Origin of the sequence: Streptomyces sp. NPDC046727, from assembly GCF_040645635.1 — a bacterium.
Classification (GTDB): domain Bacteria; phylum Actinomycetota; class Actinomycetes; order Streptomycetales; family Streptomycetaceae; genus Streptomyces.
The window spans coordinates 17,332-39,281 of sequence record NZ_JBEYYR010000009.1 but is presented as its reverse complement, the minus strand read 5'-3'; the positions used below and the strand labels follow the sequence as shown (position 1 = coordinate 39,281).

The window sequence follows — 21,950 nt, the reverse complement described above, 5'->3', positions numbered from 1 at the left end:
CCATTCCGCTGCTCTTTCTGCCAGGTCCAGAGCTCGACGAAGAGTTCACCAGACGAGGAGTTGGTCCCGCATGGCCGCCGAACTGACCGCGCACGAGCTGATCGAGAAGCACCGGCCGACGCTCGACCAGGCCCTGGAAGCGATCCGCACGCGCGCGTACTGGTCCCCGCATCCCGAACACCCGAAGGCGTACGGCGAGAACGGCAGCCTGGACGCCGCGGCGGGCAAGGCCGCCTTCGACGCCCTGCTGGGCAACCGCCTCGACCTCGCCGACCAGCCCGGCATCGACGACTGGGTGGGCGAGGAGGTCTCCCCGTACGGCATCGCGCTGGGCGTGACGTACCCGCACGCGGACATCGACGTGCTGCTGCCCGCCATGAAGGCCGGGCAGCGCGCCTGGCGGGAGGCGGGCGCGGAGCTGCGGGCCGTGGTCTGCCTGGAGATCCTGAAGCGGATCAGCGACCGCACGCACCAGTTCGCGCACGCGGTCATGCACACCTCCGGCCAGGCGTTCATGATGGCGTTCCAGGCGGGCGGCCCGCACGCCCAGGACCGCGGCCTGGAAGCGGTGGCGTACGCGTACGCGGAGCAGCTCCGCACGCCCGAGACGGCGGAGTGGAGCAAGCCGCAGGGCAAGCGCGACCCGCTGGCGCTGACCAAGACGTTCACGCCGGTCCCGCGCGGCATCGGCCTGGTCATCGGCTGCAACACCTTCCCGACCTGGAACGGCTACCCGGGCCTGTTCGCCTCCCTGGCCACCGGCAACGCGGTCCTGGTCAAGCCGCACCCGCGCGCGGTGCTGCCGCTCGCGCTCACCGTCCGCATCGCCCGGGACGTGCTCGCCGAGTCCGGCTTCGACCCGAACCTGGTGGCCCTGGTGGCCGAGCGCCCCGGCGAGGGCATCGCCAAGACCCTCGCCACCCGCCCCGAGATCCGGATCATCGACTACACGGGGTCGACGGCGTTCGGGGACTGGCTGGAGGCCAACGCCCGCCAGGCGCAGGTGTACACGGAGAAGGCCGGCGTCAACACGGTGATCGTGCACTCCACGGCCGACTACAAGGGCATGCTGTCCAACCTGGCGTTCTCGCTGTCCCTGTACAGCGGCCAGATGTGCACCACCCCGCAGAACCTGCTCATCCCCCGCGACGGCATCACCACCGACCAGGGCCCCAAGACCTTCGACGAGGTCACCGCCGACCTCGCCCGCGCGGTCGACGGCCTGCTCGGCGACGACGCGCGCGCGAACGCCCTGCTGGGCGCGATCGTCAACCCGGACGTCAAGGCCCGTCTGGAGGCCGCGTCCGGCCTCGGCGAGGTCGCCCTCGCCTCCCGCGAGATCAACAACCCGGAGTTCCCGGACGCCGTGGTCCGCACCCCCGTCCTCGTCAAGCTGGACGGCGCCAAGCCGGACGACGAGGCCGCCTACATGAGCGAGTGCTTCGGCCCGGTCTCCTTCGCCGTCGCCGTCGACACGGTGACGGACGCGGTGGAGCTGCTGCGCCGCACGGTCCGGGAGAAGGGCGCGATGACGGTCGGCGCCTACACCACGGACGCCGAGGTGGAGCAGGCCGTCGAGGAGGTCTGCCTGGAGGAGGCGGCCCAGCTCTCCCTCAACCTGACGGGCGGGGTCTACGTCAACCAGACCGCCGCGTTCTCCGACTTCCACGGCTCGGGCGGCAACCCGGCGGCCAACGCGGCACTCACCGACAGCGCGTTCGTGGCCAACCGCTTCCGGGTGGTGGAGGTGCGGCGGGAGGCCTAGGACATGGGCGCGGCGCCGGTCGCGCTCCAGTGGTACAGCGTCATCGCCACGCTGGTCGCCAGGTTGTAGCTGGAGACCTGGGGGCGCATGGGAAGGCGCAGGAGGTGATCGGCGCGGGCTCGGAGTTCCGGTGAGAGTCCGGTGCGCTCCGAGCCGAAGGCCAGCACGGCGTCGTCGGGCAGCTCGGTGCCGCGGATGTCCTCGCCCTCCGGGTCGAGCGCGAACAGCGGTCCGGCGGGCAGCTCGCCGACGCCGAGGCGTTCCACGGCGGTCGCGAAGTGCAGGCCCGCGCCGCCGCGCACCACCGTGGGATGCCAGGGGTCGAGCGTGCCCGTGGTGACCACGCCGGTCGCCCCGAAACCGGCGGCCAGCCGGATCACCGCACCGGCGTTGCCCAGGTTGCGGGGGTTGTCCAGGACCACGACGGGCGCGGTGCGGGGCGTGCGGGCGAGCGCGCGCAGGTTGGCCTCCCGGGCCGGCCGTACCGCGAGCGCGGCCACGCCGGTCGGATGGGGGCGCGGGACGAGCGCGGCGTACGCCTGCTCGGACACCTCGGCGAGGAGGGCGTCCAGGGCGTCGCGGACGTCCCCGGCCAGCTCCTCGGCGAGGGCGAGCGCGGCCGACCGGTCGGTGGTGACCGCGACCGGCACCTCGGCCCCGAAGCGCAGCGCGTGCTTCAGGGCGTGGAAGCCGTCGAGCAGCACGGCGCCCTCCGCGTGCGCGCGCCAGCGGCTCAGCGGGTCGGTCATGCGGTGAACCCTACGCGGTCCGCCGGGCTCTCCTCCGGTGTGCGCGGCGCGGGGACCGTACGGCCGACGGGCCCGAGGAGCCGCCCACGCGCGCGTGCCGCCAGGTCGCCGAGCCGGCGCAGGAAGGACGTCGGCAGGAAGACCGCGTCCGCGGCGATCATCGCCAGCGAGAAGAACGGCAGGCCGAGGACGATGGCGATCACCGCGTGCTCGGTCATCATCAGCACCAGCAGGACGTTCTTGACCCGCCGGTTGAACAGGGTGAACGGGAAGGCGACCTGCACCATGACCGTGCCGTAGGCCACGATCATCATGATCGTGCCGCTGGAGGACATCAGGTCGGCGAGCCCGGGCCAGGGCGAGAAGTAGTCCAGGTGGAGCGGGTAGTAGACGGCGGTGCCGTCCTGCCAGCGCGAACCCTGGATCTTGTACCAGCCGGCGGTGGCGTAGATCAGGCACGCCTCCGCCATGATCACGGCCAGGGCGCCGTTGTGCAGGACGTTGGCGACGACGTCCAGCAGGATCCGCGGCTCGCGCCACGCCGCCCGGCGCTGCACGGCCCACCACAGGCCGAGGAGGGCCCAGGCCGTCCACAGCAGCGCCGGGATCAGCCAGCCGTTGTCGAGCCGCCCGGTCAGCGTCGCCGTGCCGAGCGCCAGGCCGAGCACCGCCCACAGCGCCGGTCCGACCCGGTCGGCGGGCACGTGCTCCCCACGCGCGCGTGCCGCGGCGGCGTGTGCCGCGCGGCGGGAGTCGAGGGACCACACCTGTCCGCAGCGCGTGAACACCAGGTAGACGGCCATCAGGTGCAGGACGTTGTCACCGCCGTCGCCGACGAAGACGCTGCGGTTCTGCAGCGACAGCACACCCACCATGAACAGCAGGGACGCGGTCCGGGTGCGCCAGCCGAGCAGCAGGGCCGCGCTGGCGAGGATGGCCAGCGCGTAGCAGCACTCGAACCAGAGCTGCCCGTCGGACCACAGCAGCGCCGTGAAGGCGTGGTTGTCGGCGGTCAGCTCCTTGGCGAGGTTCCAGCCCCACGGCCCGGAGGGGCCGTAGAGCTCCTGGCGGTGAGGGAACTCGCGCAGCAGGAACAGCAGCCAGGTCCCGGCGAAGCCGATGCGGATGATGGCGGTCTGGTACGGCCCGACGGCCGCATCGGTGACCCGGGCGATACCGCGCGCCAGCGTCAGGGAGAGCCGGTTCACCGCACACCTCCCGCGGCCTCGTCGGACGTCAGGGACCACCAGGGCAGCAGGCGGTAGGCGGGTTTGTCGGACACCCGCTCACGGCTCCACGGCGGCGGCTGCACATTGGTGGTGCTGGAACGGACCTGCACGCGCTGGATCACGCCTTCCCGGCTCGTCGGATCGTCCCGGTACAGGCGCATCACCACGATCCGGCGCAGGTACTGCTCGGACAGGGAGCCGCGCATGCCCACGGGACGGTTGTCGGCGGCGTGCGTGGCGGCGAAGAAGTCCCAGGCCCGGCGCAGCTCGTTCTGCTGGGTGTGGCTGGGCACCAGGTTGCCGTCGATGGCGGCGCCGTCCTGGGCGGACAGGTCGGTCCACCCGGTGGTGCGCAGGCCGCCGTCCTTCATCCGCACCTGGGCGCGGACCTGTACGGCGATGTTCTGCTGCAACGGGTTCGGGGCGAACAGCTTCCAGTTCTGCTCGAACTCCGGATACACCCAGTCCTGTACGGCCTGGCCGTGCTGCTTGGTCACGGTGTTCGCGGGCGCGAGGCTGAGGAACACCATCACCAGGTGCACGCAGCCGGCCACGGCGACCACCGCGAGCGCGAGCGCCGCGCCGACCTGATAGCGCAGGGAGAGCGCGGCGAGGCCGGTGCGGGGCGGGGGCGCGGTATCGGGGGACGGTGCCGCGGCGGCGGGCGGCGGAGGGGGCTCCGGGGAGTCCGGGAGACGCGTCCCGGCCGACCCGTCGGGAACCAGCGGTCCCCGCGAGTCCTCGTCGTACGCGTCCATTACGTCCCGTCCCCCGTCTCGGCTCATGCGTTCGGCTGGGTCGTCCAGCCCGGTCTCCCGGCTCAGCGGTCGGCTGAGCGGGTCAGCTCAGCGGCGCGGTGTTCGTCACAGGCGCCGCATGCTGCACGGGCGCCACGTCTCGACGCCCGCACGGAACGGTACTCAGCCCGGGGCACCGGGCGCAGCCCCGGGTACGGGCCGACGACGGTGGTCCTCGCCACGCGGCACGTGCTCCGGTGCGAGGCCCGTCCGCGGGCTCCGCCCGTTGTCCACAGCCCGCGCGAGGAGTTTTCCACAGCGGTTGACACCCCGCGGCGGCCCGGCACACCATGGATCTGCACGGACCGAACGATCGGTCGGGACAGGTCGGACGAACGGCCGGGCCCGATCGACCGGACAGTGTTCACCGCAGAGCCCGAGGTCAGGGGGACCGCATGGCCACAGCAGCCGCGCAGCGCACGGCCCGCACCGACGCGGACGGCGCGCCGGACACCGTCGACACGACGGCCTACCAGCGCGCCTTCGACGCGGCCGTGGCCGCCGAAGAACGCATCGAACCGCGCGACTGGATGCCTGATGCCTACCGCACGACCCTGATCCGGCAGATCGCCCAGCACGCGCACTCCGAGATCATCGGCATGCAGCCGGAGGCCAACTGGATCACCCGCGCGCCCTCGCTGCGCCGCAAGGCGATCCTGATGGCGAAGGTGCAGGACGAGGCGGGCCACGGCCTGTACCTGTACAGCGCGGCCGAGACCCTCGGCACCAGCCGCGACGAGCTGCTCGACAAGCTGCACGCCGGCCGCCAGAAGTACTCCTCGATCTTCAACTACCCGACCCTGACCTGGGCCGACGTCGGCGCGATCGGCTGGCTGGTGGACGGCGCCGCGATCACCAACCAGGTCCCCCTGTGCCGCTGCTCCTACGGCCCGTACGCCCGCGCGATGGTCCGGATCTGCAAGGAGGAGTCCTTCCACCAGCGCCAGGGCTACGAGCTGCTGCTGGCCCTCGGCAAGGGCACGCCGGAGCAGCGCGCGATGGCCCAGGACGCGGTGAACCGCTGGTGGTGGCCGTCGCTGATGATGTTCGGCCCGCCCGACGACGAGTCCCAGCACTCCGCGCAGTCGATGGAGTGGAAGATCAAGCGCCACTCCAACGACGAGCTGCGCCAGCGCTTCGTGGACATCTGCGTCCCGCAGGCCGAGTCCCTGGGCCTCACCCTCCCCGACCCGGAGCTGAGGTGGAACGAGGAGCGGGGGCACTACGACTTCGGTCCGATCGACTGGACGGAGTTCTGGGAGGTCCTCAAGGGCAACGGCCCCTGCAACGAGCAGCGGATCACCCAGCGCAGGCGCGCCCACGACGAGGGCGCGTGGGTACGGGAGGCGGCCGCGGCCTACGCGGCCAAGCACACCGGCGGCGCCGGTGAGACGGGAGCGACGCGAGCATGAGCACCACCGACTGGCCCCTGTGGGAGGTCTTCGTGCGTTCCCGGCGCGGCCTCTCCCACACCCACGCCGGCAGCCTGCACGCGCCCGACGCCGAGCTGGCCCTGCGCAACGCCCGCGATCTGTACACCCGGCGCGGCGAGGGCGTCTCGATCTGGGTCGTCCCGGCCGCCGCGATCACCGCGTCCTCGCCGGACGAGAAGGACCCGTTCTTCGAGCCGTCCGCCGACAAGCCCTACCGGCACCCGACCTTCTACGAGATCCCGGAAGGGGTGAAGCACCTGTGACCGCCACCGGCCCCGCCACCGTCCCGGTGACCGCCGCGCTCGCCCTCGGCGACGACGCCCTGGTGCTCTCCCACCGCCTGGGGGAGTGGGCCGGGCACGCGCCCGTCCTGGAGGAGGAGGTCGCCCTCGCCAACATCGCCCTGGACCTGCTCGGCCAGGCCCGGGTGCTGCTGTCGCTGGCCGGCGACGAGGACGAGCTGGCGTATCTGCGCGAGGAGCGCGCCTTCCGCAACCTCCAGCTGGTCGAGCAGCCGAACGGCGACTTCGCGCACACCATCGCCCGGCAGCTGTACTTCTCCACGTACCAGCAGCTGCTCTACGCGGAACTGGCCACCGGGGACGGTCCGTTCGCCCCGCTGGCCGCGAAGGCGGTGAAGGAGGTCGCCTACCACCGCGACCACGCCGAGCAGTGGACGCTGCGGCTCGGTGACGGCACGGAGACGAGCCACGAGCGGATGCGGCGGGCCTGCGACGCGCTGTGGCGGTTCACCGGGGAGATGTTCCAGCCGGTGGAGGGCCTGACCGCCGACTGGCCCGCCCTGGAGGCCCGCTGGCTGGAGTCCGTCACCGACGTGCTCGGCCGGGCCACCCTGACCGTCCCGGAGGGGCCGCGCACCGGCGCCTGGTCCGCGGGCGCCGGCCGGCAGGGCCTGCACACCGAGCCGTTCGGCCGGATGCTCGCCGAGATGCAGCATCTGCACCGCAGCCACCCGGGGGCGTCATGGTGACCGCCACCGCCCTGGAGGCGGAGCTGCTGGAGCTGGCCGGCGCGGTGCCCGACCCCGAGCTGCCCGTGCTCACCCTGCGCGAGCTGGGCGTGCTCCGCGCGGTGCACGTCCACGGCACCGACGCGGTGGAGGTCGACCTGACCCCCACCTACACCGGCTGCCCGGCCATCGAGGCGATGAGTGTCGACATCGAGCGGGTGCTGCGCGCCCACGGCATGCGCGAGGTCACGGTCCGTACGGTGCTCTCGCCCGCCTGGTCGACCGACGACATCAGCCCCGAAGGCCGCCAGAAGCTCCAGGAGTTCGGCATCGCTCCCCCGCGTGCGCACGCCGCCTCCGGCCCGGTCCCGCTGGCCCTCGGCCCGACCCGCACGGACGCCACGGACACCGAGACCGACCCGGTCCGCTGCCCGCACTGCGGCTCGGCCGACACCGAGCTGCTGAGCCGGTTCTCCTCCACCGCGTGCAAGGCGCTGCGCCGCTGCCTGGTCTGCCGTGAACCGTTCGACCACTTCAAGGAGTTGTGATGGCGCGCTTCCACCCGCTCCCGGTGGCCGCGGTCGACCGGCTCACGGACGACTCCGTCGCCCTCACCTTCACCGTCCCGCCCGAGCTGCGCGAGGAGTACCGGCACGCGCCCGGCCAGCACCTGACGCTGCGCCGCCGGGCCGACGGCACGGAGATCCGGCGCACCTACTCGATCTGCTCCCCCGCCCCCGACCCGGCCGGGGCGGGCCCGGACACCCTGCGGGTCGGCGTGCGGCTGGTGGAGGGCGGCGCCTTCTCCACCTACGCACTGAAGGAGATCGCCGTCGGGGACGAGCTGGAGGTGATGACCCCGGCGGGCCGCTTCACGCTGGAACCGGCGCCGGGCGTGTACGCGGCGATCGTCGGAGGCAGCGGCATCACCCCGGTGCTGTCGATCGCCGCCACACTGCTCGCACGGGAACCGGCGGCCCGCTTCTGCCTGATACGCAGCGACCGTACGGCCGCGTCGACGATGTTCCTGGAGGAGGTCGCCGACCTGAAGGACCGCTACCCGGACCGGCTTCAGCTGGTGACCGTGCTCTCCCGGGAGGAGCAGCAGGCGGGTCTGCCGTCGGGCCGGCTCGACCAGGAGCGGCTCACCGGGCTCGTGCCCGCGCTGCTGCCGGTGGAGCGGGTGGCGGGCTGGTTCCTGTGCGGTCCGTACGGTCTGGTCCAGGGCGCGGAGAAGGCGCTGCGGGAACTGGGCGTGGCGCGGGACCGGATCCACGAGGAGATCTTCCACGTGGACGCGGGCTCGGCCCCGGCCGCCACGGTTCTGGCCCCGGCGCACAGCACCGTCACCGCCCGGCTCGACGGTCGCGGCGGCACCTGGCCGGTGCAGGACGGCGAATCCCTGCTGGACACGGTGCTGCGCAACCGGCCCGACGCGCCCTACGCCTGCAAGGGCGGCGTGTGCGGAACCTGCCGCGCCTTCCTGGTCGCGGGCGAGGTCCGCATGGACCGCAACTTCGCACTGGAGACGGAGGAGACGGAGGCCGGCTACGTCCTGGCCTGCCAGTCGCATCCGCTCACGGAACGGGTGGAGCTGGACTTCGACCGCTGAGAGCCGCGCCGACAGGCCGGCCCCGCCGCCGTCGAACGCCGGCACCGGGCCACGGCGAAGGTCAGGCGTCTCCCGTCCACCGGTTGCCGGTCGCCTCGGCGGCGATGCGGCGCCACTGGGCTTCGCCGCCCGGCAACGGCCAGGCCCAGGTGGGCCGGTGTGCCGTGTGCAGTTCGCGGAGGCGGCGCGCGAGGGTGGGGCCCATGAGGGCGGCGCCGTCGGGGACCGCGGTGCCGTGGAGGGTGCGCAGCTCGGCGAAGCGGGCCAGTTCGGCTTCGTAGTGGTGCACCGCCCGCTCGGTGCCCTCGGTCACCTCGTCGCTCGGTGCGGTGCGGTGCAGAAACAGCACCGGGGGTGCGGTCGACTCGGCGATCGCGGCGGCGAGGCGCGCGTGACCGTCCAGGATCAGGTGGCAGTCCAGGCCGCTGACCCACCACAGCAGGACGGGCGGGAGCGTTCCGTCACGGGCCTGCTTGCGGTACGCCTTGACCCGGCTGTCGCCCGCGTCGGGCATCGGGCGCAGGGGGAGGAGCTCCCATGAGCCGGAGTGGACGAACCAGTCGATGTATCCGTCCGGATGGCCCTGCAGGAGCATGGAGCTCCAGTACTCGGCCTGCGGCAGACCGCCGTGGTTCCAGCGCAGGAGCGGGCTCTCGGCCGAGAGCAGCCAGCGGCCCTCGTGCAGGGGGCTGTCCGGCGATTCGAGCAGGTGCCGGGCGAAGCGGTGGGCCCAGCGAGCCGGGTCGCCGGCCAGGGCCCGTGCCGTCTCGGCACGCGGCGGCGGAACGAGGGAGCGGTAGGCGTCCGTGCGCCAGTACTCCACCCCGCAGTGGTCCGCCTCGATTGCGGCGAGGAGCACGGGCCGGGAGTGCTGGGCGAGAAGCAGCCGCCGCTCGGCGCTGAACAGGCACAGCCCCGGTCGGCGGCGCGCGCGCACCTCCAGGGACAGGCCCGTCCAGGTGCCGTCGTCCCGAGTGATGTCCGTGCGCCGCATGCCGAGACGATAGAGGGTGCGCCCGGTCGTCCGCGCGGTGGTTTCCGGGAGCACCCGAGCGCTCAGCACCCGTTCCCGTTCCCTTCTCTTAGAACCTGTTCTATCTTGACGGACCGTCAGATCGACCGGACGACCGTACTCGCCAGGAGGACAGGCCGTGGACTTCACCTTCACCGAGGAGCAGCAGGCGGCGGCCGAGGCGGCACGGGGGGTGTTCGCCGGTGTCGCGCCGGACGCGGTGCCCAGTCCGGCGCTCACCACCGGTGCCGTGGCCGAGGGCATGGACGGGGCCCTGTGGACCCGGCTCGCCGACGCCGACCTGCTGAGCCTGCTGCTGGACGAGGCGCACGGCGGGGCGGGGCTGGACGCGATCGCGTTGTGCCTGGTGCTGCGCGAGGCCGGACGGGTGCTCGCCCGGGTGCCGCTGCTGGAGCACAGCGCCGCCGCGGCGGCCGTGCGGACCCATGGCAGCCCGGAGCAGGCCGGCCGGCTGCTGCCCCGGGCGGGCCGGGGGGAACTGGTGCTGACCGTCGCGGCGCACGGGCGCACCGGCCACGACCCGGCCGAGCTGGCCGTCACCGCTCGGCGGGACGGGCAGGCGTGGCTGCTGGACGGGGTGCAGACGGCGGTGCCGTGGGCGTACGACGCGGACCTGGTCGTCGTACCGGCCCGGATCGAGGGCCCGGCCGCCGACCGGACCGTGCTGGCGCTGGTGCCGCGCGGGGCGGACGGGCTGGTGCTCGCCGAGCAGGTCTCCACCAGCGGGGAGCGGCTGGCCGAGCTGCGGCTGCGGAACGTCCGGATCGAGCCGGGCGAGGTGATCGAGGCCGAGGGCGCCTGGGAGTGGCTGCACGCGCTGCTCGTGACCGGCACGTGCGCGCTGGCACTCGGGCTGGGTGAGCGGGTGCTGCGGATGACCGGCGAGTACACCGGCAAACGGGAGCAGTTCGGGTATCCGATCGCGACGTTCCAGGCGGTGGCCGTGCAGGCCGCGGACCGGTACATCGACCTGCGCGCCATGGAGGCCACCCTGTGGCAGGCCGCGTGGCGGATCGCCTCCGGGGCGCCGGGGGCACTGCCCGCCACCGGGGACGTCGCCGTGGCGAAGATCTGGGCGGCGGAGGGGGTACGGCGGGTGGTGCAGACGGCACAGCATCTGCACGGCGGATTCGGCGCCGACACCGACTACGTGCTGCACCGCTACCACGCCTGGGCCAAGCACCTGGAGCTGGCGCTCGGCCCGGCGGCGGCGTACGAGGAGAGGCTCGGCGACCTGCTGGCCGCCCACCCTCTCGGCTGACGAGGACGGTTCCGGACAGGCCTCGGCTACAGGACGAAGCCCTGCTGGCCCTCGTCGGTGACGACCGGGCGGCCCGCCTGCTGCCAGAGCTGCATGCCGCCGTCGACGTTCACCGCGTCGATGCCCTGCTGGACCAGGTACATGGTGACCTGGGCCGAGCGGCCTCCCGAGCGGCAGATGACGTGGACGCGGCCGTCCTGCGGGGCGGCCTCGGTCAGCTCGCCGTAGCGGGCCACGAAGTCGCTGATGGGAATGTGCAGGGCTCCCTCGGCGTGGCCGGCCTGCCATTCGTCGTCCTCGCGGACGTCCAGCAGGAAGTCGCCGTCCTTGAGGTCCGTGACCTGGACCGTGGGCACACCAGCTCCGAAATTCATGGCTCCGACGCTACCCGACGCGACGGGTGGCTCAGGCATGCCCCAGCAGACCGGCCAGTTCCGCCTCCCGCTGGGCGATGTCGGAGCGCAGCCGGCCGGCGATCTCGTCGAGCAGCCCGTCCGGGTCGTCCGGAGCGAGGCGGAGCAGGCCGGCGATCGCGCCCTCCTCCAGCTCCCGGGCGACGAGAGTGAGCAGCTCCTTGCGCTGGGAGAGCCATTCGAGACGGGCGTACAGCTCATCGGCGGGGCTCGGCCGGCGCTCGGGCGGCACCGGCCCGGCCGCCCACTCCGCGGCCAGCTCCCCGAGCAGGGTCTCGTCACCCCGGGCGTAGGCGTCGTTGACCCGGCTGAGGAACTCCTCGCGCCGCTTGCGCTCCTCTTCCTCCTGGGCCAGGTCGGGGTGGGCCTTGCGGGCCAGGTCGCGGTAGAGCCGGCGGGCCTCCTCGCTGGGCCGCACCCGCTGCGGGGGCCGTACCGCCTGGTCGGTGAGCATGGCAACGGCCTCCGGGAACAGGCCGTCGCCGTCCATCCAGCCGTGCAGCAGCTCCTCCACACCCGGGATCGGCTGCACACGGGCGCGGGCCTCGGTGGCGCGGCGGATGTCCTCGGGGTCGCCGGTCCGGGCGGCCTTCGCCTCGGCGATCTCCGCGTCCAGCTCCTCGATGCGGGAGTAGAGCGGGCCGAGGCGCTGTTCGTGCAGGCGGGAGAAGTTCTCGACCTCGACGCGGAACGTCTCCACGGCGATCTCGTACTCGATCAACGCCTGCTCGGCGGCCCGTACGGCCTGTTCCAGCCGCTCCTCGGGGCGCGGCGCCTGGGACTGGTCGGCTTCCGGGGTCGTCATCCGCCCAGCGTAGCGTTGCGCTGGGCCTGGGCCGGAGTCTGCGCTTCCGGCACCGTGCCGGGAGGGATCTTCGGTGGCCGGCGCGGTGTCTCCGGTGCGGTGTCTCCGGTGCCGGTGCGGTGTCTCGCCGTAGAGCTGCCGGTCGTCCGCCGGCTGCGGGCACGTCGTGGCTCGTCGCGCAGTTCCCCGCGCCCCTGGGGAAGCCGCAGTGCCGTCCGCTCGACAGTGCCCCGCGCCCCTGGGCAGCCCGCGGCCCCCTCACACCCCCGGTTCCGCCGCCAGCCGGCCCGCTCGGATTCCCGCGAGCAGGTCGGCGTGGTCCGACTCCGTGCGGTCGGCGTAGGCGACGGCGAAGCCGGCTATCGCCTCGTCCAGCTCCTCGTTCTTGCCGCAGTACCCGGCGATCAGCCGCGGGTCGGCGCTGTGGGCGTGGGCGCGGGCCAGCAGGGCGCCGGTCATGCGGCCGTAGTCGTCCATCTGGTCGGTGGCGAGCGCGGCCGGATCGACGCTGCCCTTGCGGTTGCGGAACTGACGCACCTGGTAGGGGCGCCCGTCGACGGTCGTCCAGCCGAGCAGGATGTCGCTGACGACCTGCATCCGCTGCTGTCCGAGGACCACCCGGCGGCCCTCGTGCGCCACCGGCGGGGTCGCGAAGCCGGCCGTGGCCAGGTGCGGGACCAGCGCGGAGGGGCGCGCCTCCTTCACCTGGAGGACCAGGGGCTCGCCGCGGTGGTCGAGGAGCAGGACGACGTACGACCGGGTCCCGACGCTGCCGGTGCCGACCACCCGGAAGGCCACGTCGTGCACGGCGTGCCGGGCGAGCAGGGGGTGGAGGTCCTCGCCGAGCGTGTCGACGTACGACTCCAGGGCCGCCGCGACCGCCGCGGCCTCGGCGTCCGGGACGCGGCGCAGCACCGGCGGGGCGGGCACGAACCGCCGTCCGCCGTCCGCCACCGCCTCGGTCGACTTCGCCGCGAACCGGCCGCTGGTGTTGGACCGGGCCTTCTCCGAGACCCTCTGGAGTGTGCCGAGCAGGTCGTGGGCGTCGGTGTGGGAGACCAGCTCCTCGTCCGCGATGGCGTTCCAGGCGTCGAGGACGGGCAGCCTGGCGAGCAGCCGCATGGTGCGACGGTAGGCACCCGCCGTGTCGCGGGCCGCCGCGCGGCAGGTCTCCTCGTCGGCGCCCGCCTCCCGGCCGGCCAGCACCAGCGAGGTCGCGAGCCGCTTCAGGTCCCACTCCCAGGGGCCGTGCACGGTCTCGTCGAAGTCGTTCAGGTCGATGACGAGGTCACCGCGGGCGTCGCCGTACAGACCGAAATTGGCCGCGTGGGCGTCCCCGCATATCTGGGTGCCGATCCCGGTCATGGGGGTGCGCGCCAGGTCGTACGCCATGAGTCCGGCCGAGCCGCGCAGGAAGGCGAACGGTCCGGCCGCCATCCGGCCCACGCGGATCGGCGTCAGCTCGGGGATGCGGCCGGCGTTGGACTCGGCGACGGCGCTCACCGCGTCGGGGCGGCCGGCGTCCAGGCCGAGCGTGCGGTGGGCGGAGCGCGGCACGCTCGTCCGCAGCGCCTTGCCCTCTTCCTTCGCCGAGCCCCGCGGCGGCCACTGGGCGAACCCGCGCACCCGGGGCAGCCGCCCGGTGCCCCGGTCCGTCGCGCCCGTCACTCCCACACCGGTTCCGGTCACCGCGACCGCCTCCCCCGTACTGGCCGCGCGCCTGACGGACAGGCGCCGGTACGAACATCAACTCGGAGAGACCGTACAACCGGTGGCCGAAACGCGTCAGACCCTGTGGACAACTCTGCCGCTGTGCACAACTCCGTCACTCCGCGCGCCACGGCCGGGGCCCTGATGCGCGCCGCAACCCGCAAAAGGCCTGTCCCACCGACGACTTGTCTCTCCGGTACGGTCGTTGACGACCAGGGAGCACGTGAAGTTCGTCAACCCGCCGACCTGCCGCAGGGCGACGGCAACCACGCCGGCCCGCAAGTCCGGCAGGGTCCGTGACGGCTTTCCGCACTCAGGAGATCCCCCAGGAGATCCCTTGAACAAAGAACTTCTGATGTGCGATGCAGAGAATTTCCGCATCGACTACGTCATCAACCCCTACATGCACACGGATCGCCAGCCGGACCGGCTGGCCGTCCTCGCCGAGCACGAGGCCATCGCCAAGACGCATGCCGCGGCCGGCCGCACCGTCAGGTTCATGAAGTCGGCGCCCGAGTGCCCCGACATGGTCTACACGGCCAACGGCGCCCTCGTCGCCGGCGGCCGTGCCGTCCTCGGCGCCCCGCCGGCGCCTCGCCGCCCCGAAATACCGTACGTCCGCGCCTGGTTGACGGAGCACGGCTACGAGGTGCACGACGCCCCGTACGCCTTCAGCGGCCAGGGCGACGCCCTGGTCTGCGGCCCGCTCCTGCTGGCCGGCCACGGGCAGCGCACGGACCGCCGCACGCACGCCGTCCTGGCCGACCTGTTCGGATACGAGATCGTGCCGCTGCGCACGGCGAGCGAGCAGTGGTACGACCTGGACCTGGCGGTCGGCGTGATCGACGCGCGGACCGTGGCGTACTGCCCGCAGGCGCTGGAGCCTCAGAGCGCGGCCCGGCTGCGCGGCCTCGGCCTGGACCTGATCGAGGTGCCGTTGGAGGAGGCCGCGATGTTCGCGCTCAACCTCGTCAGCGACGGCACCACGGTCACCATGACCACCGGCACGCCCCGCTTCGCCGCCGAGCTGCGCGCACGCGGCCTGGACGTGATCGAGCTGGACACGACGGAACTGCGCAAGGGCGGCGGAGGAGTGCGCTGCACGGCGCTCACCCTCGACAACCCGGTTCCCGGCGCCCGGGGTTGATCAACACGCAGGGAGGTACGCCTCCCACCCACCCCTGAGAGCTTCCTCACACCAGAACCCGGCAGAGGAAAAGAAGAAGCCCGTCCACCCGTGACATAGCTCACGGGTGAAGACGGGTCGCCTCGGACACAACGAGAAACGGGCCCCTACCGTGACTTCCGTCACCGGCAGAGACCCGTCTCACGGTTTCTCTGTGCGCGAGGGGGGAGTTGAACCCCCACGCCCTTGCGGGCACTGGAACCTGAATCCAGCGCGTCTGCCTATTCCGCCACCCGCGCATTGGGTGTGTCTTCCGTTTCCGGCCCTTTCGGGCTGGCCCCTTCCGACACCCAGAACATTAGCACGTCGTACGGGGTGGATTCACATCGCTTACGGCCCGCCCGCTCCCGGCCCCTCCGGCCCGGCCCGCCTCGCCGACCTCGCCCGCCACGCGCAGGACGACGCGCGGAGAGCCCGCACGTGGCCGCACGTATGAAGGAGACGCGCCTCACGCATGAAGGAGACGCGCCTCACGTGTCGAGGAGACGCGCCTCACGTATCAACCTCGTACCGGTCCAGGCCGTCTGCCCAGGAGGCGGGCCGGGTCCACAGCCAGGTGCGGGACACTGGTCTTCGCCCGCCTCTACGATCCATGGCAGCAGGACACCCACCAGGAGTTCGAAGGGGAGCCGCTGGGGGAACCGGCTGATTGGCGGGCGCGTAGATACGATCAGTAAGCAGTAGGCAAGACGACGGCAGGGACGGAGGAGGTGCCCCATGGGAGTCCTGAAGAAGTTCGAGCAGCGTCTCGAAGGTCTGGTGAACGGCACCTTCGCCAAGGTCTTCAAGTCCGAGGTCCAGCCCGTGGAGATCGCCGGAGCGCTCCAGCGGGAGTGCGACAACAACGCCACCATCTGGAACCGTGACCGGACCGTCGTGCCCAACGACTTCATCGTGGAGCTGAGCGCGCCGGACTACGAGCGCCTCAGCCCCTACTCCGGGCAGCTCGGCGACGAGCTGGCGGGCATGGTGCGCGACTACGCCAAGCAGCAGCGCTACACCTTCATGGGCCCGATCAAGGTCAACCTGGAGAAGGCCGACGACCTGGACACCGGCCTGTACCGGGTGCGCTCGCGCACCCTGGCCTCCTCCAGCAGCCAGCAGGCGGCACCGCAGGCCCCGGGAGCACCGGCGGCCGCCCGTCCGGGGCAGGGCGCCCCCGGCGGCTACGGCTACCCGCAGGCCCCCGCCGGCGCGCCCCCGATGCCGTCCGCGCCGCCGCCCGGCGCCCGGCAGGGCGGGTACGGCTATCCGCAGCCCGCCGGCCAGCGGCCCGCCGCGGCCCCGGCGAGCGGCGGCCGCACCCGCTACTGGATCGAGATCAACGGCACCCGCCACCAGATCTCCCGCCCGACGCTGGTGCTGGGCCGCAGCACCGACGCCGACGTGCGGATCGACGACCCCGGCGTCTCCCGCCGGCACTGCGAGATCCGGACCGGAACGCCCTCGACGATCCAGGATCTCGGCTCCACCAACGGCATCGTGGTGGACGGGCAGCACACCACCCGCGCTACGCTCCGCGACGGCTCGCGGATCGTCGTGGGCAGTACCACCGTTATCTATAGGCAAGCCGAAGGGTGAAGCGGGGGCAATGTCAGAGCTGACCCTCACGGTCATGCGGCTGGGTTTCCTGGCCGTACTGTGGCTGTTCGTGATCGTGGCCGTGCAGGTCATCCGGAGCGACCTGTTCGGTACGCGCGTCACCCAGCGCGGATCGCGTAGGGAAGCGGCGCGGCCCCAGCAGTCGGGCCGGCAGCAGGCCCGGCAGCAGGCCGCGCCCCCGCAGCAGCGCGCCCAGCAGGGCGGCGGCGGCCGGCGCGGCCGCAACGCCCCCAGCAAGCTGGTCGTGACCGAAGGCACACTGACCGGCACCACCGTCGCGCTGCAGGGCCAGACGATCACCCTGGGCCGGGCGCACGACTCCACGATCGTGCTGGACGACGACTACGCCTCCAGCCGCCATGCCAGGATCTACCCGGACCGTGACGGCCAGTGGATCGTCGAGGACCTCGGCTCCACGAACGGCACCTACCTGGACCGATCCCGGCTGACGACCCCCACACCGATCCCGCTGGGCGCGCCGATCCGCATCGGCAAGACCGCAATCGAGCTGCGGAAGTAGTGCTACGTCATGAATGAGCGCGAGCGGAGCGAGCACGCGGAGGCAGGCCACGCCCAGGCTTCCGGCGCGCTCCCGACCGGAGGGTGGGCAGTGTGGCTCGACACGACCGGCTGTACCCGGAGCCGACGGGCGAGGTGCGCATGAGTCTGTCACTGCGCTTTGCCGCCGGATCGCACAAAGGCATGATCCGCGAGGGCAACGAGGACTCCGGTTACGCCGGTCCGCGCCTGCTCGCCATCGCCGACGGCATGGGCGGCCAGGCGGCGGGCGAGGTCGCCTCCTCCGAGGTGATCTCCACCCTGGTCACGCTCGACGACGACGTGCCCGGCTCCGACATCCTCACTTCGCTCGGCACCGCCGTGCAGCGCGCCAACGACCAGCTGCGCGCCATGGTGGAGGAGGACCCCCAGCTCGAAGGCATGGGGACGACGCTCACCGCGCTGCTGTGGACCGGGCAGCGGCTCGGTCTCGTGCACGTCGGCGACTCGCGCGCGTATCTGCTCCGCGACGGAGTGCTCACCCAGATCACCCAGGACCACACCTGGGTGCAGCGGCTGGTGGACGAGGGCCGGATCACCGAGGAAGAGGCCACCACCCACCCGCAGCGCTCCCTGCTGATGCGCGCCCTGGGCAGCGGCGACCATGTCGAGCCCGACCTGTCGGTCCGCGAGGTCCGGGCCGGCGACCGCTATCTGATCTGCTCCGACGGCCTGTCCGGCGTCGTCTCCCACCAGACGATGGAGGAGACCCTCGCCAGCTACCAGGGCCCGCAGGAGACCGTGCAGGAGCTGATCCAGCTCGCGCTGCGCGGCGGCGGCCCCGACAACATCACCGTGATCGTCGCGGACGTGCTCGACCTGGACACCGGGGACACCCTCGCCGGGCAGCTGTCCGACCAGCCGGTCGTGGTCGGCGCCGTCGCCGAGAACCAGCACCACCTGCACGACAACGGCATCATGCAGACGCCGGCCGGCCGCGCCTCCCACCTGGGCCGCCAGGGGCACGGCGGCGGCGAGTTCGGTCCGCCCGGCTCCGGCGACACCACCGGCTACATCCCGTCCGGCGGCTTCGGCGAATACGCCGACGGCGACTTCACCAAGCCGCGCAAGCAGCGCAGATGGCTGAAGACCTCGCTCTACGGCGCCCTCGCCCTCGCCGTCGTCGGCGGCGGCCTGTACGGCGGGTACCGCTGGACGCAGACGCAGTACTACGTCGGCACCAAGGACGAGCACGTCGCGCTGTACCGCGGGATCAGCCAGGACCTGGCCTGGGTGTCGCTGTCGAAGGTGGAGAAGGACCACCCCGAGATCGAACTCAAGTACCTGCCGCCGTACCAGCAGAAGCAGGTGAAGGCGACGATCGCGGAAGGTGGCCTGGACGCCGCTCAGACGAAGGTGCGGGAGCTGGCCGTGCAGGCCTCCGCCTGCCAGAAGCAGGTCGAGCGCCAGGCAGCCGAGGAGGCGGCGCGGAAGAACGCCAAGAACGGCAAGGGCAAGACCGACGGCGGCACCACGGGCACGAACGGCACCGCTGGCACCAACAGCACCGCTGGTTCCACCGGCACCAACAGCACCGCTGGTTCCACCGGCACCGGCGGCACCACGGGTACCGGCACGCAGACCGCCTTCATCAAGCCCGTCCTGACCGAGGCCGCCTTCACCAAGGCCTCCCCGACGCCGAGCACGACCCCGAACCCGTCGGCCTCGAAGACGTCCCCGACGTCCCCTTCGAAGTCTCCGTCCACGACCCCGTCCGCGACCCCCAGCCCCGGCCCCACTCTCTCGGAGGATGAGCAGAAGGTCGTCTCGCTGTGCGGTAAGCAGTAGGCAAGCCGTGAGAGGCCCCGTCACACGATGAGCAGTACTACGAATTCGCCGACGCATCACACGTCCACGATCGGCGCCATCGGCGCGCCGAGCCGCCGCAACACCGAGCTGGCCCTGCTGGTCTTCGCCGTGGCCATCCCGGTGTTCGCCTACGCCAACGTGGGCCTGGCCATCGACGAGAAGGTCCCCGCGGGCCTGCTGAGCTACGGCCTCGGCCTCGGCCTGCTGGCGGGCGTCGCCCACCTCGCCGTACGCAAGTTCGCCCCGTACGCGGACCCGCTGCTGCTGCCCCTGGCCACGCTGCTGAACGGCCTGGGCCTGGTGTGCATCTGGCGGCTGGACCAGTCGAAGTTGCTGCAGTCGCTGCCTGCCTACTTCACGGCCGCGCCCCGCCAGCTGCTGTACACCGCGCTCGGCATCGCCCTGTTCGTCGTGGTGCTGATCTTCCTGAAGGACCACCGCGTTCTCCAGCGCTACACGTACATCTCCATGTTCAGCGCGCTGATCCTGCTGATCCTGCCGCTGGTGCCGGGCCTCGGAGCCAATCTCTACGGCGCCAAGATCTGGATCAACATCCCCGGCCTCGGCTCCCTCCAGCCGGGCGAGTTCGCGAAGATCGTCCTCGCGATCTTCTTCGCCGGCTACCTGATGGTGAAGCGGGACGCCCTGGCCCTCGCCAGCCGCCGCTTCATGGGCCTGTACCTGCCGCGCGGCCGCGACCTCGGCCCGATCCTGGTCGTCTGGGCTATCTCGATCCTCATCCTGGTCTTCGAGACGGACCTCGGCACCTCGCTGCTGTTCTTCGGAATGTTCGTCATCATGCTGTACGTCGCCACCGAGCGGACCAGCTGGATCGTCTTCGGCCTGCTGATGTCCGCGGTGGGCGCGGTCGGCGTGGCGAGCATCGAGCCCCACGTGAAGAGCCGAGTCCAGTCCTGGCTCGACCCGATGCGGGAGTACACCCTCAGCCGTCAGGGCGTCGGCGGCCACTCCGAGCAGCTTCAGCAGGCGCTGTGGGCCTTCGGCTCCGGCGGCACCCTCGGCACCGGCTGGGGCCAGGGCCACTCGGACCTGATCCGGTTCGCCGCCAACTCCGACTTCATCCTCGCCACCTTCGGCGAGGAGCTGGGCCTGGCCGGCATCATGGCGATCCTGCTGATCTACGGCCTGATCGTGGAGCGCGGCGTGCGCACCGCCCTCGCCGCCCGCGACCCGTTCGGCAAGCTGCTCGCGATCGGCCTGTCCGGCGCCTTCGCGCTTCAGGTGTTCGTGGTGGCCGGCGGCGTGATGGGCCTCATCCCGCTGACCGGTATGACGATGCCGTTCGTCGCGTACGGCGGTTCCTCCGTGCTGGCCAACTGGGCCCTGATCGGCATCCTCATCCGGATCAGCGACACCGCCCGCCGCCCGGCGCCCACCCCCGCCGGCAACCCCGACGCCGAGATGACCCAGGTGGTCCGCCCGTCATGAACAAACCCCTGCGCCGGATCGCGATCTTCTGCGGCCTGCTCGTGCTGACGCTGCTGATCCGGGACAACTGGCTCCAGTACCTCAAGGCCGACAGCCTCAAGGACGACCCGAACAACCGCCGCGTCACCATCGCCCGCTACGCCACCCCGCGCGGCGACATCGTCGTCGACGGCAATCCGATCACCGGGTCCTCGGACTCCGGCAAGTCCGGTCTGAACGACCTGAAGTTCAAGCGGACCTACAAGAACGGCCCCATGTGGGCGCCGGTCACCGGCTACGCCTCGCAGGCCTTCGGCGCCACCCAGCTGGAGTCCATCGAGGACGGCATCCTCACCGGCAACGACGACCGGCTGTTCTTCCGCAAGACCCTGGACATGATCACCGGCAAGGAGCAGCAGGGCGGCAACGTCGTCACCACGCTCAACGGCGCCGCGCAGAAGGCCGCGTTCGACGGTCTGAAGAAGCAGGGCGGCAAGGGCGCGGTCGTCGCCCTGGAGCCCTCCACCGGCAAGATCCTGGCGCTGGCCTCCTACCCGTCGTACGACCCCTCGTCCTTCGCGGGGAACTCCAACGACGACGCGGCGGCCTGGAAGAAGCTGCAGAAGAAATACAACCCCAACGACCCGATGCTGAACCGGGCGCTGCGCGAGACCTACCCGCCGGGCTCCACCTTCAAGGTGGTCACCGCCGCGGCGGCGCTGGAGAACGGCAAGTACACCTCGGCCGACGAGAAGACCGACTCGCCGCTGCCGTGGACCATGCCGGGCACCACGACCCAGCTGAAGAACGAGGGCAACATCCCGTGCAAGGACGCGAGCATGCGTGAGGCGCTGCGCTGGTCCTGCAACACCGTCTTCGGCAAGATCGGCTCGGACCTCGGCAACGACAAGATGCTCGCCGAGGCGAAGAAGTTCGGCTTCGGCTCCGAGCAGTTCACCCCGGTCCGCTCCAGCTCCTCGGTGTTCTCCGACGACATGAACCAGTCGCAGACCGCGCTGTCCTCCATCGGCCAGTACAACACCGCCGCCACCCCGCTGCAGATGGCCATGGTCGCCTCGGCGGTCGCCAACGACGGCAAGCTGATGAAGCCGTACATGGTCGACGAGCTGGAGTCCAACCTGGACCCGATCGCCAAGACCCAGCCCGAGGAGCTGAGCCGGCCGCTGACGCCGAAGAACGCGCAGATCCTGCAGGACATGATGAAGACGGTGGTCGAGAAGGGCACCGGCACCAACGCGCGGATCAGCGGCGTCACGGTCGGCGGCAAGACCGGTACCGCCCAGCACGGCATCGAGAACAGCGAGAACCCGTACGCCTGGTTCATCTCCTACGCCAAGCTCAGCGACGGCAGCTCGCCGGTCGCGGTGGCCGTGGTGATCGAGGACGAGGGCGCCAACCGCGACGACATCTCCGGCGGCGGCCTGGCCGCGCCGATCGCGAAGAGCGTCATGGAGGCGGTCATCGAATCCAAGAAGTGACCGCCGTCGGCCCCTGGGAGTGACACCACTCACACCTCCTTCACATCGTTGCACGTTGCGATACCGGTCCTGTATCGGGTTACGGGCTTGG

General features: G+C 71.9%; 20 protein-coding genes and 1 tRNA gene. 13 read left to right on the top strand and 8 right to left on the bottom strand.

Annotated elements, in window-relative coordinates:
• Positions 1-70 precede the first annotated feature (70 nt).
• Positions 71-1,765, top strand: coding sequence for a phenylacetic acid degradation protein PaaN (paaN, locus tag ABZ937_RS13455; RefSeq protein ID WP_361690303.1), 1,695 nt, complete (start codon positions 71-73; stop codon positions 1,763-1,765).
• On the opposite strand, the gene ABZ937_RS13450 is transcribed toward paaN, so the two are convergent.
• Genes ABZ937_RS13450 through ABZ937_RS13440 form a run of 3 tightly spaced genes read right to left on the bottom strand, consistent with a single transcriptional unit; the run spans position 1,762 to position 4,501 of the window.
• Positions 1,762-2,514 (bottom strand): TrmH family RNA methyltransferase, encoded by a 753-nt coding sequence (locus ABZ937_RS13450; protein ID WP_361690300.1) that lies wholly within the window; start codon positions 2,512-2,514, stop codon positions 1,762-1,764. The two genes, paaN and ABZ937_RS13450, sit on opposite strands and share 4 nt — an antisense overlap.
• Positions 2,511-3,722, bottom strand: coding sequence for an HTTM domain-containing protein (locus tag ABZ937_RS13445; protein WP_361690297.1), 1,212 nt, complete (start codon positions 3,720-3,722; stop codon positions 2,511-2,513). Before ABZ937_RS13445 ends, ABZ937_RS13450 begins: the two co-directional genes overlap by 4 nt.
• Complete coding sequence (locus tag ABZ937_RS13440) at positions 3,719-4,501, bottom strand: DUF5819 family protein (protein WP_361690294.1); 783 nt, start codon at positions 4,499-4,501, stop codon at positions 3,719-3,721. Before ABZ937_RS13440 ends, ABZ937_RS13445 begins: the two co-directional genes overlap by 4 nt.
• Before the next feature lie 434 nt (positions 4,502-4,935).
• Here ABZ937_RS13440 and paaA point away from each other — a divergent pair, with 434 nt between their 5' ends.
• Genes paaA through ABZ937_RS13415 form a run of 5 tightly spaced genes read left to right on the top strand, consistent with a single transcriptional unit; the run spans position 4,936 to position 8,555 of the window.
• The gene (gene paaA / locus ABZ937_RS13435; RefSeq protein ID WP_361690291.1) at positions 4,936-5,952 is read left to right on the top strand and encodes a 1,2-phenylacetyl-CoA epoxidase subunit PaaA; all 1,017 of its coding nucleotides are present in this window, start codon (positions 4,936-4,938) and stop codon (positions 5,950-5,952) included.
• Positions 5,949-6,236 (top strand): 1,2-phenylacetyl-CoA epoxidase subunit PaaB, encoded by a 288-nt coding sequence (gene paaB, locus ABZ937_RS13430; RefSeq protein ID WP_184967739.1) that lies wholly within the window; start codon positions 5,949-5,951, stop codon positions 6,234-6,236. Before paaA ends, paaB begins: the two co-directional genes overlap by 4 nt.
• A 26-nt stretch (positions 6,237-6,262) precedes the next feature.
• The gene (paaC, locus tag ABZ937_RS13425; protein ID WP_361690879.1) at positions 6,263-6,964 is read left to right on the top strand and encodes a 1,2-phenylacetyl-CoA epoxidase subunit PaaC; all 702 of its coding nucleotides are present in this window, start codon (positions 6,263-6,265) and stop codon (positions 6,962-6,964) included.
• Positions 6,958-7,491: a 1,2-phenylacetyl-CoA epoxidase subunit PaaD gene (paaD, locus tag ABZ937_RS13420; protein ID WP_361690288.1), complete on the top strand. Its 534-nt coding sequence runs from the start codon at positions 6,958-6,960 to the stop codon at positions 7,489-7,491. Before paaC ends, paaD begins: the two co-directional genes overlap by 7 nt.
• The gene (locus ABZ937_RS13415; protein ID WP_361690285.1) at positions 7,491-8,555 is read left to right on the top strand and encodes a 2Fe-2S iron-sulfur cluster-binding protein; all 1,065 of its coding nucleotides are present in this window, start codon (positions 7,491-7,493) and stop codon (positions 8,553-8,555) included. Before paaD ends, ABZ937_RS13415 begins: the two co-directional genes overlap by 1 nt.
• A gap of 61 nt (positions 8,556-8,616) precedes the next feature.
• Here ABZ937_RS13415 and ABZ937_RS13410 read toward each other — a convergent pair whose 3' ends face one another.
• Complete coding sequence (locus tag ABZ937_RS13410; protein ID WP_361690282.1) at positions 8,617-9,549, bottom strand: hypothetical protein; 933 nt, start codon at positions 9,547-9,549, stop codon at positions 8,617-8,619.
• A gap of 157 nt (positions 9,550-9,706) precedes the next feature.
• On the opposite strand from ABZ937_RS13410, the gene ABZ937_RS13405 reads away from it, so the two are divergent.
• Positions 9,707-10,849, top strand: a complete 1,143-nt coding sequence (locus tag ABZ937_RS13405; protein ID WP_361690279.1) for an acyl-CoA dehydrogenase family protein — start codon at positions 9,707-9,709, stop codon at positions 10,847-10,849.
• Between the two features lie 26 nt (positions 10,850-10,875).
• Here the strand turns inward: ABZ937_RS13405 and ABZ937_RS13400 are convergent, their stop codons facing one another.
• The 3 genes from ABZ937_RS13400 to ABZ937_RS13390 all read right to left on the bottom strand — a co-directional run bounded on the left by ABZ937_RS13400 (position 10,876) and on the right by ABZ937_RS13390 (position 13,756).
• A complete protein-coding gene (locus tag ABZ937_RS13400; protein WP_361690876.1) occupies positions 10,876-11,205 on the bottom strand; it encodes a rhodanese-like domain-containing protein in 330 nt (109 codons plus the stop codon).
• 49 nt (positions 11,206-11,254) lie between these two features.
• The gene (locus tag ABZ937_RS13395; protein WP_361690276.1) at positions 11,255-12,067 is read right to left on the bottom strand and encodes a hypothetical protein; all 813 of its coding nucleotides are present in this window, start codon (positions 12,065-12,067) and stop codon (positions 11,255-11,257) included.
• Positions 12,068-12,325: 258 nt separating this feature from the next.
• On the bottom strand, positions 12,326-13,756 hold the full coding sequence (locus tag ABZ937_RS13390; protein ID WP_361690273.1) for a DUF2252 domain-containing protein: 1,431 nt from the start codon (positions 13,754-13,756) through the stop codon (positions 12,326-12,328).
• Between the two features lie 358 nt (positions 13,757-14,114).
• On the opposite strand from ABZ937_RS13390, the gene ABZ937_RS13385 reads away from it, so the two are divergent.
• Positions 14,115-14,924: an arginine deiminase-related protein gene (locus tag ABZ937_RS13385; protein WP_361690270.1), complete on the top strand. Its 810-nt coding sequence runs from the start codon at positions 14,115-14,117 to the stop codon at positions 14,922-14,924.
• A 194-nt stretch (positions 14,925-15,118) separates the two neighbouring features.
• On the opposite strand, the gene ABZ937_RS13380 is transcribed toward ABZ937_RS13385, so the two are convergent.
• Positions 15,119-15,202 (bottom strand) — tRNA-Leu (locus ABZ937_RS13380).
• A 478-nt stretch (positions 15,203-15,680) separates the two neighbouring features.
• Here ABZ937_RS13380 and ABZ937_RS13375 point away from each other — a divergent pair.
• The 5 genes from ABZ937_RS13375 (at position 15,681) to ABZ937_RS13355 (ending at position 21,859) form a co-directional block, all read left to right on the top strand.
• On the top strand, positions 15,681-16,544 hold the full coding sequence (locus ABZ937_RS13375) for a DUF3662 and FHA domain-containing protein (protein ID WP_361690267.1): 864 nt from the start codon (positions 15,681-15,683) through the stop codon (positions 16,542-16,544).
• A 10-nt stretch (positions 16,545-16,554) separates the two neighbouring features.
• Entirely contained in the window at positions 16,555-17,085 is a 531-nt protein-coding gene (locus ABZ937_RS13370) for an FHA domain-containing protein (protein ID WP_361690264.1), read from the top strand.
• Positions 17,086-17,225: 140 nt separating this feature from the next.
• A complete protein-coding gene (locus ABZ937_RS13365) occupies positions 17,226-18,911 on the top strand; it encodes a Stp1/IreP family PP2C-type Ser/Thr phosphatase (protein WP_361690873.1) in 1,686 nt (561 codons plus the stop codon).
• Positions 18,912-18,938: 27 nt separating this feature from the next.
• The gene (locus ABZ937_RS13360; RefSeq protein ID WP_361690261.1) at positions 18,939-20,381 is read left to right on the top strand and encodes an FtsW/RodA/SpoVE family cell cycle protein; all 1,443 of its coding nucleotides are present in this window, start codon (positions 18,939-18,941) and stop codon (positions 20,379-20,381) included.
• Positions 20,378-21,859: a penicillin-binding protein 2 gene (locus ABZ937_RS13355; protein ID WP_361690258.1), complete on the top strand. Its 1,482-nt coding sequence runs from the start codon at positions 20,378-20,380 to the stop codon at positions 21,857-21,859. Before ABZ937_RS13360 ends, ABZ937_RS13355 begins: the two co-directional genes overlap by 4 nt.
• The last annotated feature ends 91 nt before the right edge of the window (positions 21,860-21,950 follow it).

Coding starts and splice junctions, on each gene's coding strand:
- ABZ937_RS13365 (WP_361690873.1), top strand. CDS start 17,226: ATGAGTCTGTCACTGCGCTTTGCCGCCGGATCGCACAAAGGCATGATC.
- ABZ937_RS13370 (WP_361690264.1), top strand. CDS start 16,555: ATGTCAGAGCTGACCCTCACGGTCATGCGGCTGGGTTTCCTGGCCGTA.
- paaA (WP_361690291.1), top strand. CDS start 4,936: ATGGCCACAGCAGCCGCGCAGCGCACGGCCCGCACCGACGCGGACGGC.
- ABZ937_RS13440 (WP_361690294.1), bottom strand. CDS start 4,501: ATGGACGCGTACGACGAGGACTCGCGGGGACCGCTGGTTCCCGACGGG.
- ABZ937_RS13410 (WP_361690282.1), bottom strand. CDS start 9,549: ATGCGGCGCACGGACATCACTCGGGACGACGGCACCTGGACGGGCCTG.
- ABZ937_RS13450 (WP_361690300.1), bottom strand. CDS start 2,514: ATGACCGACCCGCTGAGCCGCTGGCGCGCGCACGCGGAGGGCGCCGTG.
- ABZ937_RS13355 (WP_361690258.1), top strand. CDS start 20,378: ATGAACAAACCCCTGCGCCGGATCGCGATCTTCTGCGGCCTGCTCGTG.
- ABZ937_RS13360 (WP_361690261.1), top strand. CDS start 18,939: ATGAGCAGTACTACGAATTCGCCGACGCATCACACGTCCACGATCGGC.
- ABZ937_RS13415 (WP_361690285.1), top strand. CDS start 7,491: ATGGCGCGCTTCCACCCGCTCCCGGTGGCCGCGGTCGACCGGCTCACG.
- ABZ937_RS13375 (WP_361690267.1), top strand. CDS start 15,681: ATGGGAGTCCTGAAGAAGTTCGAGCAGCGTCTCGAAGGTCTGGTGAAC.
- paaN (WP_361690303.1), top strand. CDS start 71: ATGGCCGCCGAACTGACCGCGCACGAGCTGATCGAGAAGCACCGGCCG.
- paaD (WP_361690288.1), top strand. CDS start 6,958: ATGGTGACCGCCACCGCCCTGGAGGCGGAGCTGCTGGAGCTGGCCGGC.
- paaB (WP_184967739.1), top strand. CDS start 5,949: ATGAGCACCACCGACTGGCCCCTGTGGGAGGTCTTCGTGCGTTCCCGG.
- ABZ937_RS13395 (WP_361690276.1), bottom strand. CDS start 12,067: ATGACGACCCCGGAAGCCGACCAGTCCCAGGCGCCGCGCCCCGAGGAG.